Annotated in this window: 18 protein-coding genes; 5 read left to right on the top strand and 13 right to left on the bottom strand. The window is 69.8% G+C overall.

Going from position 1 to position 16,374, the window contains the following annotated elements; translation table 11 throughout:
* The first annotated feature begins 85 nt into the window (after window positions 1–85).
* Complete coding sequence (locus HZU84_RS18020) at window positions 86–631, top strand: flavin reductase family protein (protein WP_310734054.1); 546 nt, start codon at window positions 86–88, stop codon at window positions 629–631.
* Between the two features lie 15 nt (window positions 632–646).
* Here the strand turns inward: HZU84_RS18020 and HZU84_RS18015 are convergent, their stop codons facing one another.
* Window positions 647–1,606, bottom strand: coding sequence for a LysR family transcriptional regulator (locus tag HZU84_RS18015; protein WP_149505711.1), 960 nt, complete (start codon window positions 1,604–1,606; stop codon window positions 647–649).
* Between the two features lie 139 nt (window positions 1,607–1,745).
* Between HZU84_RS18015 and HZU84_RS18010 the strand changes: the two genes are divergently transcribed.
* Both HZU84_RS18010 and HZU84_RS18005 read left to right on the top strand, forming a co-directional pair.
* Window positions 1,746–2,597 (top strand): aldo/keto reductase, encoded by an 852-nt coding sequence (locus HZU84_RS18010; protein ID WP_149505712.1) that lies wholly within the window; start codon window positions 1,746–1,748, stop codon window positions 2,595–2,597.
* A 23-nt stretch (window positions 2,598–2,620) separates the two neighbouring features.
* A complete protein-coding gene (locus HZU84_RS18005; RefSeq protein WP_149505713.1) occupies window positions 2,621–3,820 on the top strand; it encodes an aldo/keto reductase in 1,200 nt (399 codons plus the stop codon).
* A 9-nt stretch (window positions 3,821–3,829) separates the two neighbouring features.
* On the opposite strand, the gene HZU84_RS18000 is transcribed toward HZU84_RS18005, so the two are convergent.
* From HZU84_RS18000 to HZU84_RS17945, 12 genes are all read right to left on the bottom strand, one after another.
* On the bottom strand, window positions 3,830–4,168 hold the full coding sequence (locus tag HZU84_RS18000) for a YnfA family protein (RefSeq protein WP_149505765.1): 339 nt from the start codon (window positions 4,166–4,168) through the stop codon (window positions 3,830–3,832).
* 34 nt (window positions 4,169–4,202) lie between these two features.
* Window positions 4,203–6,062 carry a dihydroxy-acid dehydratase gene (gene ilvD, locus HZU84_RS17995; protein ID WP_149505714.1) on the bottom strand — a complete coding sequence of 620 codons (1,860 nt, stop codon included), beginning with the start codon at window positions 6,060–6,062 and terminating at the stop codon, window positions 4,203–4,205.
* 98 nt (window positions 6,063–6,160) lie between these two features.
* Window positions 6,161–6,997 (bottom strand): hypothetical protein, encoded by an 837-nt coding sequence (locus HZU84_RS17990; RefSeq protein WP_149505715.1) that lies wholly within the window; start codon window positions 6,995–6,997, stop codon window positions 6,161–6,163.
* Window positions 6,997–7,494, bottom strand: coding sequence for a hypothetical protein (locus tag HZU84_RS17985; RefSeq protein ID WP_149505716.1), 498 nt, complete (start codon window positions 7,492–7,494; stop codon window positions 6,997–6,999). Before HZU84_RS17985 ends, HZU84_RS17990 begins: the two co-directional genes overlap by 1 nt.
* Before the next feature lie 40 nt (window positions 7,495–7,534).
* Window positions 7,535–8,071: a hypothetical protein gene (locus HZU84_RS17980; protein WP_149505717.1), complete on the bottom strand. Its 537-nt coding sequence runs from the start codon at window positions 8,069–8,071 to the stop codon at window positions 7,535–7,537.
* Between the two features lies 1 nt (window position 8,072).
* Window positions 8,073–8,591 carry a hypothetical protein gene (locus HZU84_RS17975; RefSeq protein WP_219340996.1) on the bottom strand — a complete coding sequence of 173 codons (519 nt, stop codon included), beginning with the start codon at window positions 8,589–8,591 and terminating at the stop codon, window positions 8,073–8,075.
* A 4-nt stretch (window positions 8,592–8,595) separates the two neighbouring features.
* Complete coding sequence (locus tag HZU84_RS17970; RefSeq protein WP_149505718.1) at window positions 8,596–8,940, bottom strand: hypothetical protein; 345 nt, start codon at window positions 8,938–8,940, stop codon at window positions 8,596–8,598.
* Between the two features lie 198 nt (window positions 8,941–9,138).
* Window positions 9,139–10,122, bottom strand: a complete 984-nt coding sequence (locus HZU84_RS17965; protein WP_149505719.1) for an SMP-30/gluconolactonase/LRE family protein — start codon at window positions 10,120–10,122, stop codon at window positions 9,139–9,141.
* Window position 10,123: 1 nt separating this feature from the next.
* A complete protein-coding gene (locus HZU84_RS17960) occupies window positions 10,124–10,954 on the bottom strand; it encodes an NAD-dependent epimerase/dehydratase family protein (RefSeq protein ID WP_149505720.1) in 831 nt (276 codons plus the stop codon).
* A gap of 64 nt (window positions 10,955–11,018) precedes the next feature.
* Window positions 11,019–12,302 carry a TRAP transporter large permease gene (locus tag HZU84_RS17955; RefSeq protein WP_149505721.1) on the bottom strand — a complete coding sequence of 428 codons (1,284 nt, stop codon included), beginning with the start codon at window positions 12,300–12,302 and terminating at the stop codon, window positions 11,019–11,021.
* 4 nt (window positions 12,303–12,306) lie between these two features.
* The gene (locus HZU84_RS17950) at window positions 12,307–12,825 is read right to left on the bottom strand and encodes a TRAP transporter small permease (protein ID WP_149505722.1); all 519 of its coding nucleotides are present in this window, start codon (window positions 12,823–12,825) and stop codon (window positions 12,307–12,309) included.
* A 22-nt stretch (window positions 12,826–12,847) separates the two neighbouring features.
* Window positions 12,848–13,831, bottom strand: a complete 984-nt coding sequence (locus HZU84_RS17945) for a TRAP transporter substrate-binding protein (RefSeq protein WP_149505723.1) — start codon at window positions 13,829–13,831, stop codon at window positions 12,848–12,850.
* Window positions 13,832–14,134: 303 nt separating this feature from the next.
* On the opposite strand from HZU84_RS17945, the gene HZU84_RS17940 reads away from it, so the two are divergent.
* Both HZU84_RS17940 and HZU84_RS17935 read left to right on the top strand, forming a co-directional pair.
* The gene (locus HZU84_RS17940; RefSeq protein WP_149505724.1) at window positions 14,135–15,220 is read left to right on the top strand and encodes a LacI family DNA-binding transcriptional regulator; all 1,086 of its coding nucleotides are present in this window, start codon (window positions 14,135–14,137) and stop codon (window positions 15,218–15,220) included.
* A 31-nt stretch (window positions 15,221–15,251) separates the two neighbouring features.
* Window positions 15,252–15,983, top strand: coding sequence for a FadR/GntR family transcriptional regulator (locus HZU84_RS17935; RefSeq protein ID WP_149505725.1), 732 nt, complete (start codon window positions 15,252–15,254; stop codon window positions 15,981–15,983).
* Window positions 15,984–16,374: the final 391 nt, after the last annotated feature.

Below are 16,374 nucleotides of genomic sequence, written 5' to 3'. Positions count from 1 at the left end.
CGCCGGCGACGATCATCTTGAAGCCACGGATGGTTTCCTTCAGCGGCACGTACTTGCCCGGCGAGCCGGTGAACACTTCCGCGACGTGGAAGGGCTGCGACAGGAAGCGCTGGATCTTCCGGGCGCGGGCGACGCGGTCGTCCATCTGGACGACGGCGAGCCGGCGCAGCGCCTGGATCTGCCAGCGCTGCTGGCCGCCCAGCCGCCGGACACGGCGCTGCAGGTCTGCGGCCCGGCCGGCCTGATCGACGCGGCGCTGGCCGAGGCGCGCCGCCAGGGCTGGGCGGAGTCGCGCCTGCACTGGGAGCGCTTCGCCGCCGACCCGGCGCTGGAAGGCGGCGACGGCGGACCGGTCGAGCAGGACGAGGCCTTCGAGGTGGAGCTCGCGCACAGCGGCCGCGTCATCAGCGTGCGCGCCGACCAGACGGTGGTCGAGGCGCTCGGCGCCGAGGGCATCGAGATCCTCACCTCCTGCGGCGAGGGCGTCTGCGGCACCTGCCTGACCCGGGTGATCGCCGGCGAGCCCGACCACCGCGACCAGTACCTCACGCCCGAGGAGCAGGCCGCATGCGACCAGTTCCTGCCATGCCGCTCGCGGGCGAAGTCGGCTCGGCTGGTGCTGGACCTGTGAGCGGGCAGGCCCGGTTCAGCCCGACACACCGCGGGCTTGCGCGGCGCGCAGCGCCTGCAGGTCGAGCACATGCTCGCCCGGCGCCGACAACCGCTCGATCGCCAGGTCGATGAAGGCCCGCACCCGCGCGGGCTGCGCCCTGCGGCTGCCGTAGTAGACGAAATAGCTGTAGCGGTCGGGCATCAGATCGACCAGCAGCGGCACCAGCCGGCCGGCGCGGAGGTGGGGCGCCGCGGTCACGCCGGCGATCTGCCCGATCACCCGGCCGGACAGCACCGCCTGCAGCTCCAGCGCCTCGTCGTTGGTGCACAGCGCCGGCAGCACCGGCTGGTCGCGCTCCTCGCCGTCGATCTGGAAGCGCCACGGCATCAGCAGGCCCGAGGCCGGGTGACGGTAGACCGCGCAGCGGTGGTCGGGCAGCGCGGCGGGGCTGTCGGGCGCACCGTGCCGGCGCAGATACTCCGGCGCCGCGCACACCACCATCTGCACCGGAAACAGCCGCCGCGCGATCACGCCCTCATGCGGCGACAGGCCGAGGCGAAACCCCACATCGACCCGGTCCTCCACCCAGTTGCCGACCCGGTCCTCGAGCTGCACGTCGGGCACCACCTGCGGGTGGCGCTCGCAGAACTCGTCGAGCAGCCGCCACAGCAGCGGCGCGAAGGTCGCGCGCGGCCCGACGATGCGCAAGGGGCCGGCGATGTCCTCGCGGGCATGCCGGATCGCGTGCACCGCGCGCTGCAGGCCCGCCAGCGAAGGCCGCGCCTCGTCCAGGAAGCGCTGGCCCTCGTCGGTCAGCGCCATCGAGCGCGTGGTGCGGTGGAAGAGCCGCACGCCCAGGTGCTGCTCCAGCTGCGCCAGCGCCTGGCTGGCCGCCTGCGGACTGATGCCCAGCACGACGGCGGCCTTGCGCAGGCTGCCCAGCTCGGCGGTGGTGACGAAGACGGAAATCGTGCGCAACTCGTTGATGGCCATCGGGTGCCTGGGGCATCGGGGTACCGGTGGATTGTCCGCAATGCATTGTCAATTCATCAAGCATTTCGCGTCTTCTGGATGATGGATCGAATTCCTAGACTGGCCCCAGCCTCAGGACCACCCTCATCAGGAGCCCGTCATGGACACCCTCACCCTCAACAACGGACTGCGCATGCCGATCGCCGGCTTCGGCGTCTTCCAGATCGCCGACCCGGCCGAATGCAGCCGTAGCGTCGTCGACGCGATCGCCGCCGGCTACCGCCTGATCGACACCGCGGCCTCGTACCAGAACGAAGCGGCGGTGGGCGAAGGCCTGCGCCGCAGCGGCGTGCCGCGCGACCAGCTCTTCATCACCAGCAAGCTCTGGGTCGAGGACGCCAGCGAGGCGCGTGCGCGCCGGGCGATCGACGCTTCGCTGCGCCAGCTCGGGCTCGATCACCTCGACCTCTTCCTGATCCACCAGCCCTTCGGCGACGTGCACGGCGCCTGGCGCGCGATGGAGGACGCGGTGCAGGCCGGCAAGCTGCGCGCCATCGGCGTGAGTAACTTCGCCCCCGACCGGCTGATGGACCTGATCGCCTTCAACACGCTGAAGCCCGCGGTCAACCAGATCGAGGTCAACCCCTTCCACCAGCAGGCCGAGAGCGTCGACTTCATGCGCGGCGAGGGCGTTCAGCCCCAGGCCTGGGCCCCGTTCGCCGAGGGGCGCAACGGCCTGTTCCAGAACGCGCTGCTGGCCGACATCGGCCGCCGGCACGGCCGGTCGGTCGGGCAGGTGGTGCTGCGCTGGGCAGTGCAGCGCGGCATCGCGGTGCTGGCCAAGTCGGTGCGCCCCGAGCGCATGGCCGAGAACCTGGCGATCTTCGACTTCGAGCTCGACCGCGACGACATGGCGCGCATCGCCACGCTGGAGACCGGCCAGAGCAGCTTCTTCTCGCACCGCGACCCGGCCATCGTGAAATGGATGAGCGAGCGCCGCCTGGACCGCTGAGACCGAAAGACGAAAGACCGATCATGACTTCGCACGCCGACCGCTCCTCTTCCTTTTCCACCTCGTCCGGCACCGTCGACGCCCCGCGCCGCCGGCTGCTGGCCACCGCCGCCCTGCTGGGCGTGGCGCCGGGCCTGCTCTCGGCCTGTGCCAACGCGGCCACGACCACGACACCGACTGCCTCCGGGGCCCGCCGGCGCCTCGGGCCGCTGGAGGTCTTCCCCGTCGGCCTGGGCTGCCAGTGGCGCCCGGGCGCCACGCCCGGCGTGGTGGCGGACTCGTACAGCAGCGCCTTCGACCGCCCGGCGGCCATCCGCCTGATCCATGAGGCGGTAGAGCGCGGCGTCACGCTGATCGACACCGCCGAGGCCTACGGCCCCTTCCTGTCCGAGGACATCGTGGGCGAGGCGCTGCAGGGCCGGCGCGACCGCGTGGTGCTGGAGACCAAGTTCGGCTTCGACATCGACCGCGCGACCGGCCAGCGCCTGCCCGGGGGCCGCAACAGCCGGCCCGAGCACATCCGCGCCGTGGTCGAGGACCAGCTGCGCCGGCTGCGCACCGACCGCATCGACGTGCTGATCCAGCACCGCGTCGACCCCAACGTGCCGATCGAGGAGGTGGCCGGCACGCTCAAGGACCTGATCGTCGCCGGCAAGCTGCGGCACTACGGCCTGTCCGAGCCGGGGCTGCAGACCGTGCGCCGGGCGCACGCCGTGCACCCGGTGGCCGTCATCCAGAACGAGTACTCGATGCTGTGGCGCGGCCCGGAGGCCGGCGTGCTGCCGCTGTGCGAGGAACTCGGCATCGGCTTCGTCTGCTGGAGCCCGCTGGGCATGGGCCTGCTGGCCGGCGGCGTCAGCCGTGACAGCCGCTTCACGCCGCCAGACTTCCGTGCGATCTCGGCGCGCTTCGCGCCCGAGGCCCTGCCAGCCAACGTGGCCCTGGCCGATCTGGTGCGCGACTGGGCGCAGCGCAAGAACGCCACGTCGTCGCAGGTGGCGCTGGCCTGGCTGCTGTCGCGCAAGCCGTGGATCGTGCCGATCCCCGGGACGACCAACGCCGCGCACCTGCGCGAGAACATCGGCGCGGCCGAGCTGCGCTTCACGCCAGGCGAGCTGGCCGAGCTGGATGCCGCGTTGGGCGCGATCCGCATCCAGGGCGAGCGCCTGCCGCCGGCGGTGGCGGTAATGTCCGGTGTGGAGGCGCCGCCGCCCAGGCGCTGAGGCCTGCTTTCAGCCCGCCTTGGCACCGCCGCCCAGCGCGATCACCGCCATGCCGGCCAGGCTGATGCCCGCCCCGATCCAGTCGGTGGGCGCCAGAACGACGCCGTCCACCCAGCGCAGCCACAGCAGCGCCACGACGATGTAGGCGCCGCCATAGGCCGCGTAGGTGCGGCCCGATGCGCCGGGGTGCAATGTCAGCAGCCAGGCGAACAGCGCCAGGCTCAGTGCCGCCGGCAGCAGCAGCCAAGCGCTGCGCCCCTGCCGCAGCCACAGCCATGGCAGGTAGCAGCCGACGATCTCGGCCACCGCCGTCAGGCCGAACAGCAGCGCGGTACGCAGCAGCTCCAGGCTGGCCATGGCGATCAGCAGGCCGGCCGAGGCTTCAGCCTTCCAGCTTGGAGAGATCGCGCACCGCGCCCTTGTCGGCGCTGGTGGCCAGCAGCGCATAGGCCTTCAGCGCGGCCGAGACCTGGCGCGGACGCGGCTGGGCGGGCTTCCAGCCCTTGGCGTCCTGCTCGACGCGGCGCGCGGCCAGCTCTTCGTCGCTGAGCAGCACATTGATCGAGCGGTTCGGGATGTCGATGCGGATGCGGTCGCCGTTCTTCACCAGACCGATCGCGCCGCCGGCCGCCGCTTCCGGCGAGCAGTGGCCGATCGACAGGCCCGAGGTGCCGCCCGAGAAGCGGCCGTCGGTCAGCAGCGCGCAGGCCTTGCCCAGGCCCTTGGACTTGATGTAGCTGGTGGGATAGAGCATTTCCTGCATGCCCGGGCCGCCCTTCGGACCTTCGTAGCGCACGATGACCACGTCGCCGGCCTTGACCTTGTCGGCCAGGATGTCGGCCACCGCCTCGTCCTGCGACTCGGTCACATAGGCCGAGCCCTCGAACACCAGGATGGACTCGTCGACGCCGGCGGTCTTGACCACGCAGCCGTCGAGCGCGATGTTGCCACGCAGCACCGCCAGGCCGCCTTCCTGCGAGAAGGCATGCTCGTTCGAGCGGATGCAGCCCTCGGCGCGGTCCAGGTCCAGGCTCGGCCAGCGGGTGGCCTGGCTGAACGCGACCTGGGTCGGGATGCCGGCCGGGCCGGCCATGTAGAAGGTCTTCACCTCGTCGGACGGTGCGCGGGCGATGTCCCACTGGTCCAGCGCGTCCTTCATGGTCTTGGCGTGGATGGTCGGCACGTCGGTGTGCAGCTTGCCGGCGCGGTCGAGCTCACCCAGGATGGCCATGATGCCGCCAGCGCGGTGCACGTCCTCGATGTGGTACTTGTTGGTGTTGGGCGCGACCTTGCACAGCTGCGGCACGACACGCGACAGGCGGTCGATGTCGGCCATCGTGAAGTCGATGCCGGCCTCCTGGGCGATGGCCAGCAGGTGCAGGATGGTGTTGGTCGAGCCGCCCATCGCGATGTCGAGCGTGATCGCGTTCTCGAAGGCCTTGAAGCCCATCGAGCGCGGCAGCACGCTGCTGTCGTCCTGCTCGTAGTAGCGCTTGCACAGCTCGACCGCCAGACGGCCGGCGCGCTTGAAGAGCTGCTCGCGGTCGGCGTGCGTGGCCAGCACGGTGCCGTTGCCCGGCAGGGACAGGCCCAGCGCCTCGGTCAGGCAGTTCATCGAGTTGGCGGTGAACATGCCCGAGCAGGAGCCGCAGGTCGGGCAGGCCGAGCGCTCGACCTCGGCCAGATCGGCATCCGACACCTTGCTGTCGACCGCCATGACCATCGCGTCGACCAGGTCGAGCTTCTTGATCTGCACGGTCTGGGTGCCCGGCACCGCCAGGCGCACCTTGCCAGCCTCCATCGGGCCGCCGGAGACGAAGACGACCGGGATGTTCAGGCGCATCGCGGCCATCAGCATGCCGGGCGTGATCTTGTCGCAGTTGGAGATGCACACCAGCGCGTCGGCGCAGTGGGCGTTGACCATGAACTCGACCGAGTCGGCGATCAGGTCGCGGCTCGGCAGCGAGTACAGCATGCCGTCGTGGCCCATCGCGATGCCGTCGTCCACGGCGATGGTGTTGAATTCCTTGGCGACGCCGCCGGCGGCCTCGATCTCGCGCGCGACCAGCTGGCCCAGATCCTTCAGGTGCACATGACCCGGCACGAACTGGGTGAAGCTGTTGGCCACGGCGATGATCGGCTTCGAGAAGTCGTCATCCTTCATGCCGGTGGCGCGCCACAGGGAACGGGCTCCGGCCATGTTGCGGCCGGCGGTGGAGGTCTTCGAACGGTAGGCGGGCATGGCAGCTCTTTCGGGCAGCCCCGTGCGCAGGGCACGGGAGCGGGGAAACGGAGCCTGCGATTTTCGCCCAGTCCGGGGCGGCATGCGTTCCTGCGGCGCTATTTCTCTGCGGAGAGACCCGGATCCGTGTCGAGCAGGCCGCGCCGGTCGAAGCGCAGCGAGATTTCCTGCAGCGTCTGCTTCAGCTCGGGCGAGGCCTCCGGCGGCAGGATCACGAAACCTGGCACATGGCCCTGGCTGCCGACGCCCAGCTTCAGCTTCAGCTCGCCTTCGGCCAGCTGCAAGGCCGGCAGACCCTGGCCGATGCGCTGCAGGAAGCGGTCCATCATCGCGCCGATCTGCTCCGGTGCGACCACCTCCAGCCGACCGGTCGCCTTGAGCTGGGCCGCCTGCGCGCCCAGGCGCTCGCGTGCGAGCTTCAGTTCCTCGTCCTGTCGGCCCAGCTGCCGGCGCAGCTCGGCCGTGCCGCGCTCGAGTGCCTCGGCCACCGCCTTGGCCAGCATCGCCTTCTGCTCCTGCAGCATCGCCTCGGCACCGGACAGCGCACGCGCCGACTGCTCCTGCTCCTGCGCCATCCGGCGGTTGTCCTCGACCAGACCGTCGATCTGCTGCTGCAGACGCGCGATCTCGTCGGGCTCGGTCAGCGCGGCGGGCGCGGACGGACTGGCGGCCAGGCGCTGCGCCAGCTGGTCGAGCTCGCGGCGCAGCGTCAGCTCGCGGTCGGCCGCGGCGGTGGCGGCCAGGCGGAACTGTCCGAGCATCGCCTCGGCCTGCACCAGCTGCCTGGCGGCCTGCTCGTTGCGCTGCTCGCTGTCGTTCAGGGCCTGGCGCAGCTGGTCACACTCCTTGACGAGCAGCTGGCGGGCGGTGTCGGACTCGGCCAGCGCAGCCCGGAACTGCGCCAGCGTGGTCGGTTTGCGAAGATCGGTGACCATCAGGCAGCTCCGGTGTCGTCGACCAGCGTCTCGCGCAGCAGGCGACCGCGTGCGTCGGTCGCGCTCACCAGCCAGCGGCGCTGCGGGGCAAGGTAGTCGGCCCGGACCTGGATCGGCCCGAGCAGCTTGTCGAGGCGCGCGATCTCGGCGCGGGCACGGAATTCGGCGGCCACCGCTTCGGCGCTGCGCTGGGGCGGGCGCGCAGCCGCCTCGGCAGGCGGCGCGGTGGCCACGAAGCGCAGCTTCAGCGTCGACAGGCCGTCCTGGGGCAGTCCGGCGGTCAGCCGCGCCAGGGAGACCGGCTCGACCCCGAGCTCGCCGGCGCCCGGGGTCAATGCGGCGCGGATCTCCAGCGTGACCTCGGACATCATCATCGAGGCGGCGCCGGTCTCGCCGGCACGCACCAGCTGCTCCTGCGCGCGGGCCAGCGAGCGCCCGGCGCTGTCGGCCAGCTCGGAGAGCGTCGCGGCGGCAGCCGGCTTGGTGAAGGTGGCCATCGTCAGATCTCCCGTGCGGATCGGGTCGGGTGCGGTGCGCTCATTCCGGCGTGCCCACCGTGCGGCGCGGGATGTCGAGCCGCAGCGGCGCGGGCACCGGAACCAGGGTCGCGGTGATCTTCGAGCGCACCTGAACATCGCGCTGGAGCTTGCGCTCGAAGCGCACCGAAGCGGTGTCGGCGAACAGGCCCAGGCTGCCCTGGCGACGCTGGCCGCGCTCGTCGAGCTGCTCGACCAGCTTCATGTCCATGCTGACCTCGAGGGTGGCCTGGGAGAACTGGTAGAAGGTCGGCCGCACCCCGAGCTCCAGCAGCGACACCATCTGCGGCTTGGCGGTCGCATAGCTGATGCTGCCGTCGGCGCCGATCGTCTCGGTGATGCTCGGCACGACCGGCACGCGGGTCTGCGCCAGCTCGGCCACCAGCTCGGCGGCGCTGCGGTCCAGCGCGACCTGAGCGTCGGCGATGCTCTCGGCCATCATGCGGATCAGGTCGGTCAGCGAGGCCGAGCCGACCTCGCTGACCGCTGTTTCCGGCGCATGCAGCGCAGGCCGGAAGGCGCGGGTGGCGCTGCTCATGTCACTGCTGCGGCCGGTTGTCGACGACCACGAGCTGCGGGGCCAGGCGCGGCGGCGGCGGCACCGGCACCAGACGCGTCACCAGCCGGCTGGTGCCGTGCACTTCCTTGCCGAACTTGCGGTTGTGCGAGACGTCGGCGGTGACCGAAGCGCTCCAGCAGGAAAAGCCCACCTTGGCCTTCAGCCCGACCTTGACATTGGTTTCGGTCGAGGTGGTGGTCTTGATGTCCATCGCCACTTCGATCGTCGCTTCGGCGAACTGGTAGAAGGTCGGCATCAGGCCGACCTGGATCAGCGACACATTGACGGGCGGCGAGTTCTGGTAGCTCACCGAGCCGTCCTGCGCGATGGTCTGCGTCATGCCGAGCACCATCGGCAGCGTGGTGTCGGCCAGCGCCTTGGCGGTCTCCACCGAGTTCTCGTCCAGCGCACGCTGCGCCTCGGCGATGCCGAGTGCCAGCTTCAGCACCATGTCCGGCAGCGGTACATCGAGCAGTTCCTGTCCCACGCTTGCAGCCATTTCCTCAACTCCTGGATGATGACGTGACGGTGACGGACGACGGCGCCGCGCTGGACGACCGGTCCGGGAAGGAGGGCAGGGCGGCATGGGCCGCAGCCACCCGGGCGAACCGGTCCTGATCAAGATGGACCGGTCCGATGAAACTCAGCTCAGGATGTCCGCGCAGGCCGAGATAGCGGGTCACCGGCATCATCACCAGCGCCCGGCAGGGATCGAGCGGCACCGCCACGCGCCCGCCCTGCCCGACCAGGGCCGCGATGCGCCCGGGCCGGCGGCTGACCATCAGGAAAAGACCCAGACCGGGCAGCGACAGCGAGATGCGCGCACCGAACTGCTCCGCGATCGTCATGGGCACGGCCTCCATCCGGCGGCGGAGTTCCGCCTGCTCTTCGCTGCACGACTTCTGTGCGACTTCTGTGCAATTTCTGCACGACTGGCAGCGATGATGTGCAGGGATCGGGACTCAGGCCAATGAATTTTTCATTTTGATCCCGCCGGAACGATCGCATGCACAAGGAAAGTGCAGGCCGCAGGCTGCTGGTGCAGCTCAGCGCACCGCGCCCGTGGTGTTGACATGCAGCGCGTACAGCGAATGGCTCGCGGCCATGAACAGCCGGTTGCCCTTCGCGCCACCGAAGCAGAGGTTGGCGCAGCGCTCGGGCAGGTGGATGTGGCCGATCGGGCGGCCGTCGGGCGCGAAGACGCGCACGCCGTCGAGCCCGTCAGGCTCGGCGCCCGGCGCGCCGTTGCTGCCGAAGCCGCACCAGAGACGGCCCGCCACGTCGACCGCCATGCCGTCGAGCGCGCCGGGGCCGTCAGCATCGACAATCAGGCGCCGGTTCGACAGCCGGCCGTCCGCGGCATGGTCCCAGGCCCAGAGGCGGCGGTGCGGTGCGGCGCGGCTCTCGATCACGTAGAGCACCGACTCGTCCGGCGAGAACGCCAGCCCGTTCGGTCCGGCCAGGTCGTCGATCATGTAGTCGAGGCGGCCTGCGGCGTCGATCCGGTAGACGCCGTGCGGGCGCTGCGGCGCGGCCGGCTCGCCCTCCCAGTGACCGCCGATGCCGAAGTCCGGGTCGGTGAACCAGACCGCGCCGTCGCGCCGGCAGCCGGTGATGTCGTTGGGCGAGTTCAGCCGCGCGCCGTCGAAGCGATCGGCCAGCACGGTGATGCGGCCGTCGTGCTCGGTGCGGGTGACGCGGCGCGTCAGGTGCTCGCAGCTGACGAGCCGCCCTTGCGCATCGCGGGCATGGCCGTTGGCGTGGTTCGAGGGCTGGCGGAACACGCTGAGCTGGCCCGAGCAGTCGTCCCAGCGCAGGATGCGGTCGTTCGGGATGTCCGACAGCAGCAGGAAGCGGCCGTCGCCGAACCAGACCGGCCCCTCGGCCCAGCGCAGGCCGCCGGCCAGGCGCTCGACCGAGGCGCTGAACAGCCGCAGCTTCAGGAAGTCGGGATGCAGCACCTCGACCGCCGGGTCCGGGCAGCGCAGCGCCAGGGGACCGAGGCGGTCGATCGGCTCGGGAACCGGCATCTCAGGCCTCCTCGAAGAAGGGGCCGGTGCGCACGAAGGCGCCGCCCTGATGGATCACGGCCGGATCCTCGCGGTCGAGCACCGGCTGGCGCGCCTCGACCTCGGCGCGGAAGACCTCGGACGAATCCTGCGGCCGGTAGCCGAGGTGGCGCGCCGGGGTGTTGTCCCACCAGGCGGTGGCGTTGTCGCTCAGGCCGTAGACGATGCTGTGGCCGACCACCGGCGCGGTGAGCGCGGCCATGAACAGCCGCTCGGTGTCGTCGAAGCTCATCCAGGTGGCGAGCATGCGCCGGTCCTTCGGCGCGGCGAAGGCCGAGCCGATGCGCACGCTGACCGTCTCCAGGCCGAAGCGGTCCCAGTAGAGCTGGGCCAGATCCTCGCCGAAGGCCTTGGACAGGCCGTAGAAGCCGTCCGGCCGCACCGGGTCGCGCGGGCTGATGACCTGGTCCTGGCGGTAGAAGCCGGTGACATGGTTGGAGCTGGCGAAGACGATGCGGCGCACGCCGTGCCGGCGCGCCGCCTCGTACAGGTTCACCGCACCGTGGATGTTGGCCGCGGCGATGCGCTCCCAGCTCTGCTCGGTCGAGACGCCGCCGAGATGCACGACCGCATCGACGCCCTCGAGCAGCGCAAGCACCGCCGCGCGGTCGGCCAGGTCGGCGACGATCACCTCCTCGCCGTCGGTGGCCGGGGCCATCGGCTCAAGGTCGCTCAGGCGCAGCCGGTCGCAGCAGGCCTTCAGGCGCGGACGCATCTCACGGCCAAGGTGACCGGCTGCGCCGGTCAGCAGGATCCGGCCGAAGCGGATCGGGGAAACGGTCAGATCAGACATGTGGCGAAGGGGGTTCGTTCAGGACGGGTGAAGGCGCGTGAGGCAGGCCCGCCGGCCTGCAGACTCACAGCCCGAGCAGCCGCGGCAGCCACAGCGACAGCCACGGCATGTAGGTGACCATCAGCAGCACGATGAACAGCGCGACGAAGAAAGGCATCATCGCCCGCGTCACCACGCCCAGGGACAGCTTGGCCACCGCCGAGCCGACGAACAGCACCGTGCCGACCGGCGGCGTGATCAGGCCGATGCCCAGATTGACCATCATGATCATGCCGAAATGGACCGGATCGATGCCCAGCGAGGTCGCCACCGGCAACAGGATGGGCGTCAGGATCAGGATCAGCGGCGACATGTCCATCAGGCAGCCCAGCAGCATCAGCAGCAGGTTGATCAGGCCGAGAATGACGTACTTGTTGTCCGACAGGCTGGTGATGAAGGCCGTGACCTTCATCGGGATCATCATCAGCGTCATCAGGTAGCCGAAGGCCGCAGCGAAGCCGATCAGGATCATGACCACGGTGACCGTCTTGACGGTGCGATGCACCAGCCGCGGCAGGTCGCACCACTTGTAGTCGCGATAGATGAACATCGTGACGAAGAAGGCCCACAGCACCGCGATCGAGGCCGACTCGTTGGCAGTGAACACGCCGCTGAGAATGCCGCCCAGGATGATGACCATGGTCATCAGCCCCCACAGCGCATCGACCGTGATCTTCAGCGCCTGCTTCAGCGCAATGACCTCGCCCTTGGGGTAGTTGCGCCGGCGCGCGGTGATCAGGCACAGCGCGGCCAGCGTCAGGCCCATCAGCAGCCCGGGCAGCACGCCGGCCATGAACAGCGCGGCGATCGACACCGAACCGCCCGCCGCCAGCGAATACAGCACCGCGTTGTGGCTGGGCGGAATCAGGATGGCCTGCACCGAGCCGCTGACGGTGACCGCCGCTGCAAAGTCCCGGGGATAGCCCTTCTTCTCCATCTCGGGAATCAGCACCGAGCCGACCGAGGCGGTGTCGGCCACCGAAGAGCCCGAGATGGCGCCGAAGAAGGTGCTGGCCAGGATGTTGACCAGACTGAGCCCACCGCGGATGAAGCCCACCAGCACGCCGGCGAAGGCCACCAGGCGGCGAGCCATGCCGCCTTCGGCCATGATCGCACCGGCCAGCACGAAGAAGGGAATCGCCAGCAGCGAGAACTTGTTGATGCCGGAGGCGAGCTGGATCATCACCGCATCGAGCGGCAGATCGATCCACAGCGCGCCAGCCAGCGCGGCCAGGCCCAGGGAGTAGGCCACCGGCACGCCCAGCATCATCAGCACGAAGAAGCTGCCCAGCAGCACAAGGGTATCCATGATTTCAGGCCTCCGGCCGGACTTCGTCGAAGCGCACGACGGCGCGATGGCTCTGCGGCCCGAACAGGCGCTTTTCCAGCACGAACAGCAGCGTGAGCGCGGCCCCGACGGGCAGCGCGGCATAGGTGGCGCCCACCGGCAGCCAGGGCAGCTCGGCGATGCCCTGGTTCCAGGTCTCGAGGCACAGCCGGGTGCCCCAGACCAGGCAGAAGCCGCACACCAGCCCCATCAGCACATCGACCGCGACGGCGAGAACCCGCTGCAGGCCGTCAGGCAGCCGCTCGGTCAGCATCGTCACTGCGATGTGGCCGCCGGCGCGGTAGGCGCAGGCCGCACCGATGAAGGTGAACACCATCATCAGCAGGATGGCGATCGGCTCGGGCCACTGCGAGCCGGTGCCCAGCACATAGCGGCTGAACACGCCCCAGGGAATGATGAGCGACATGAGGGTGATGGCGCCGCCCGCCACCCAGATGGCGCACAGGTAGAGGCGATCCATCAGGCGGATCAGCGGATGGTCCATGGTGCAGGCCTGCGTCATCGGATCAGCGGACCGCCTCGATGCGGCGGATCAGGTCGGCATGGGCGGCGCCGTACTTGGCGCGCACGGGGGCGGTGGCCTCACGGAACGCCTTGCTGTCGATCTCGATGAACTCGACACCGGCGCCCTTGAGCTTGGCGGTGTTGTCGGCAACCGCCTTGTCCCACAGCGCACGCTGCTCGAGCTGCGCCTCGCGGCCGAGCTTCTTCATCAGCGCCTGGTCGGCCGGGCTCAGCTTGTCCCAGGTGAACTTGGACACCACCAGGAGTTCCGGAATGATCAGGTGGTGGGTCTGGGTGTAGTACTTCGCGCCGGTGCTGTAGTGGTTGCTGGTGAAATAGCTGGGCGCATTGTTCTCCGCGCCGTCGACCACGCCGGTCTGCAGCGCGGTGAAGACCTCGCCATAGCCCATGCTGATGCCGTTGCCGCCCATCGCGTTCATGGTGTCCACGAACAGCGGATTGCCCATCATCCGGATCTTCTGGCCCTTCAGGTCGGCGGGCTGGCGAACCGGCTTCTTGGTGTAGAGATTGCGGCTGCCGCCGTCCATCCAGGCGATCGCCACCAGCTTCGCGGGCGATGCGCTGATGCGCGCCAGCAGCTCCTCGCCGATCGAGCCGTCGATGACCGCGCGCATGTGGGCGATGTCGCGGAACACGAAGGGCATGTTGAAGACATTGACCTCCGGCACCACCGTGCCCACCGGACCCAGCGAGGTGCGCAGCAGGTTGATCGCGCCGAACTGGGTCTGCTCGATCATTTCCTTTTCGCCGCCGAGCACGCCGCCCGGATAGGTCTGGACCTTCAGCCGACCTTCGCTGGCCGTCTCGAGCTTGCGCCCCAGGCTCTCGACCGCCATCACGGTGGGATAGCCGGCCGGGTGCACGTCGGCGGCTTTCAGGACCATCTTCTGGGCTGAGGCGATCAGCGGGATCTGCATCAGCAGGGCGGCCAGGCCGGTGGCCAGCAGGGTACGGCGAACAGTCATGGGATGTCTCCGATCGGGGGAAAGAGCTGCCGCTTGGATTGTTGTCATCTGTCGTCATACAACATGGCATTCAGCATGACGAGCAAGAGGGCAGCCGGGCTTGCGAAGCAGATTAAACGATTAACTTGACTCCCGGGTCAATCGCTGCATCACTAGGACAATTACCTAGTCATCACCTCCAAAAACCAGAGAAATCAGGGTTAACACGAAAAGGTAAATGTTTACCTCATCAAGGCATCTTCTCTTATGATGTGTGCAAAACATTGCCCACGTCATCACACAACACAATGATCGCCGTCGACCATGAATCACGAACCTGCGCCCGACGCCCCTGATCTGTCCGCCACGGCAGCGCCGCGTCGCCGCCGCGCCGCGACGATCCGCGATGTCGCCCAGGCGGCCGGCGTGTCGACCGCGACGGTGTCGAAATTCCTCAACGGCGGTCAGCGCTTCACCCGCGAGGTGGAGGAGCGGGTGGCCCAGGCGGTGCGCGATCTGGGCTACAGCTCCAACCCGATGGCACGCGGCATGATCACCGGCCGCACCGGCAACGTCGGCATCGTGGTGCTGGATGTGCGTAACCCGCACTTCACCAGCCTGATCCGCGGCGCCTCGCGGCCGGCGGCCGAGGCCGGGCTGAACCTGCTGTTCGCCGACATCGCCGAGGGCCTGGCGCCGGAGCTGCCGACGCTGCAGGCGCTGAGCCGGCGGGTCGACGGCCTGATCGTCAGCGCGCGGCTGTCGGACGAGGCGCTGGCCTGGCTGGGCACCTCGGACATGCCGGTGGTCTACTACGGCGGACCGCCGGCACAGCAGGACTGCAGCAGCGTCGGCATCGACAACCGCGCCGCCGCCGCGATGCTCGGCCGCCACCTGCGCGAGCTGGGCCATCGGCGCCTGCGCTATGTGGGATTCTCCGGCGCGCGCTGGAGCCAGGAGCGCTGGCTCGGGCTGCAGCAGGCCTTCGAGGGCAGCGGGGCCGAGCTGCACCGCCATGATGTGGCCGAGGCCAGCGCCGACGAGGGCGAGCGCATCGCCTCCGAAGTGCTGCTGGGCGCGGACGCACCCGACGCGGTGGTGGCCTACAACGACCTGATCGCGCTGGGCCTGCTCGGACAGACGCAGGCGCTGGGCCTGTCGGTGCCGCGCGATGTCTCGATCACCGGCTTCGACAACATCGTCTACGGCCGCTACACCAGTCCGGCGCTGACCACCGTCGACAGCGGCAGCGAGCAGACCGGCGAGCGCGCGATGCGCCGGCTGATCGCGCGCATCGGCGGCGATCCGGCCGCCAGAAGCGGCCATGAGCTGATCGCCTCGCGGGTGATCGTGCGCGGCTCGACGCTCGGCCGCCCGGCTGTCAGCCGGGGCGAGGGCCGCACGCGGTAAAGTCGACTGTTTTTCGTCCCTGTCCGAACCCATGTCGCTGCATCCGCCCACCGAACGCCGCCGCCCCCGCACCCTCGCGCTCGAACTGGTCGCGTCGATCGGCGAGCGCATCCGCGACGGCCAGCTGGCCCCCGGCACCAAGCTGCCCACCGAGGCGGCGATCATGGCCGAGTTCGCGGTCAGCCGCACCGTGGTGCGCGAGGCCATCTCGCGGCTGCAGGCCAGCGGTCTGGTCGAGACCCGCCACGGCATCGGCACCTTCGTGCTGGGCCTGGGCGAGGCGCCGGGCTTTCGCATCGCGCCCGAGCAGGTCGCCACGCTGCACGACGTCATCGCGATGCTGGAGCTGCGCATCGGGGTGGAGACCGAAGCGGCCGCGCTGGCCGCGCAGCGCCGCACCGAGGCCGACCTGACCGCAATGCGCGCCGCGCTGGCCGAGGTCACCGCCGCGATCGAGGCCGGCCGCGATGCGGTCGAGGCCGACTTCCACTTCCATCTGGCGATCGCGCGCGCCACTGGCAACCATCACTTCGCCGAGCTGATCGGCACGCTGGGCCGCACCATCATTCCGCGCTCGCGCCTGGACGGGCAGAGCACGCCGGAACAGGAGCAGGAGCGACGCCACTACCTGCGCCGGGTCAATGCCGAGCACGACAGCATCTGCGATGCGATCGCCGCCGGCGACCCGGAGGCCGCACGTGCGGCGATGCGCACCCACCTGGCCAACAGCCGCGAGCGCCGCCGCCGCATGGGCGGCGCCTGACCTTCCTCGGCGCCCACGGCGGCGCCCGCTGGTCATCCCTCTAGGCAGGTCCTGACGGATCGACTAGATTCGGCGCATGCCTTTCCGCCTTCACGGTTTCGACGGCTGCTTCCAGCTGGTCATCGGTGATCACCTCGCCCGCAGCGTGCGCGGCGTGCCGTGCTCGCCGCCTTCGTGCGCCTGAGCCGCCCCGCGGCTTCTCCCCTTTTTCCCTCCGCGTTTTTCCGTCGTCGTGATCGACGCGGCCGTCTCGGCCTGCGCGCTCGCGCTCGACGGCGCACGTCCCGACCTCTGCCGAAGGAGCCTGTCATGGCTGACCCGACCGTTTCCGTCCCCGTTTCCGCTTCCGTTCCTGCCGCCCCATCCCTGTCCTCCCCCCGCGCCGACCTGT

Source organism: Sphaerotilus sulfidivorans (assembly GCF_013426975.1).
GTDB lineage: Bacteria > Pseudomonadota > Gammaproteobacteria > Burkholderiales > Burkholderiaceae_C > Sphaerotilus > Sphaerotilus sulfidivorans.
The sequence above is the reverse complement of the archived record's forward strand: the minus strand, read 5'-3'. Positions and strand labels throughout refer to the sequence as shown.

Excerpts from the sequence above, each read along its gene's own strand:
- HZU84_RS17970 (WP_149505718.1), bottom strand. The coding sequence starts at position 8,940 with ATGACGATCGCGGAGCAGTTCGGTGCGCGCATCTCGCTGTCGCTGCCC.
- HZU84_RS17990 (WP_149505715.1), bottom strand. The coding sequence starts at position 6,997 with ATGGTCACCGATCTTCGCAAACCGACCACGCTGGCGCAGTTCCGGGCT.
- HZU84_RS17935 (WP_149505725.1), top strand. The coding sequence starts at position 15,252 with ATGTCGCTGCATCCGCCCACCGAACGCCGCCGCCCCCGCACCCTCGCG.
- HZU84_RS18015 (WP_149505711.1), bottom strand. The coding sequence starts at position 1,606 with ATGGCCATCAACGAGTTGCGCACGATTTCCGTCTTCGTCACCACCGCC.
- HZU84_RS17955 (WP_149505721.1), bottom strand. The coding sequence starts at position 12,302 with ATGGATACCCTTGTGCTGCTGGGCAGCTTCTTCGTGCTGATGATGCTG.
- HZU84_RS17950 (WP_149505722.1), bottom strand. The coding sequence starts at position 12,825 with ATGGACCATCCGCTGATCCGCCTGATGGATCGCCTCTACCTGTGCGCC.
- HZU84_RS17975 (WP_219340996.1), bottom strand. The coding sequence starts at position 8,591 with ATGGCTGCAAGCGTGGGACAGGAACTGCTCGATGTACCGCTGCCGGAC.
- HZU84_RS18010 (WP_149505712.1), top strand. The coding sequence starts at position 1,746 with ATGGACACCCTCACCCTCAACAACGGACTGCGCATGCCGATCGCCGGC.
- HZU84_RS17940 (WP_149505724.1), top strand. The coding sequence starts at position 14,135 with ATGAATCACGAACCTGCGCCCGACGCCCCTGATCTGTCCGCCACGGCA.
- ilvD (WP_149505714.1), bottom strand. The coding sequence starts at position 6,062 with ATGCCCGCCTACCGTTCGAAGACCTCCACCGCCGGCCGCAACATGGCC.
- HZU84_RS18005 (WP_149505713.1), top strand. The coding sequence starts at position 2,621 with ATGACTTCGCACGCCGACCGCTCCTCTTCCTTTTCCACCTCGTCCGGC.
- HZU84_RS17965 (WP_149505719.1), bottom strand. The coding sequence starts at position 10,122 with ATGCCGGTTCCCGAGCCGATCGACCGCCTCGGTCCCCTGGCGCTGCGC.
- HZU84_RS17960 (WP_149505720.1), bottom strand. The coding sequence starts at position 10,954 with ATGTCTGATCTGACCGTTTCCCCGATCCGCTTCGGCCGGATCCTGCTG.
- HZU84_RS17945 (WP_149505723.1), bottom strand. The coding sequence starts at position 13,831 with ATGACTGTTCGCCGTACCCTGCTGGCCACCGGCCTGGCCGCCCTGCTG.
- HZU84_RS17980 (WP_149505717.1), bottom strand. The coding sequence starts at position 8,071 with ATGAGCAGCGCCACCCGCGCCTTCCGGCCTGCGCTGCATGCGCCGGAA.
- HZU84_RS17985 (WP_149505716.1), bottom strand. The coding sequence starts at position 7,494 with ATGGCCACCTTCACCAAGCCGGCTGCCGCCGCGACGCTCTCCGAGCTG.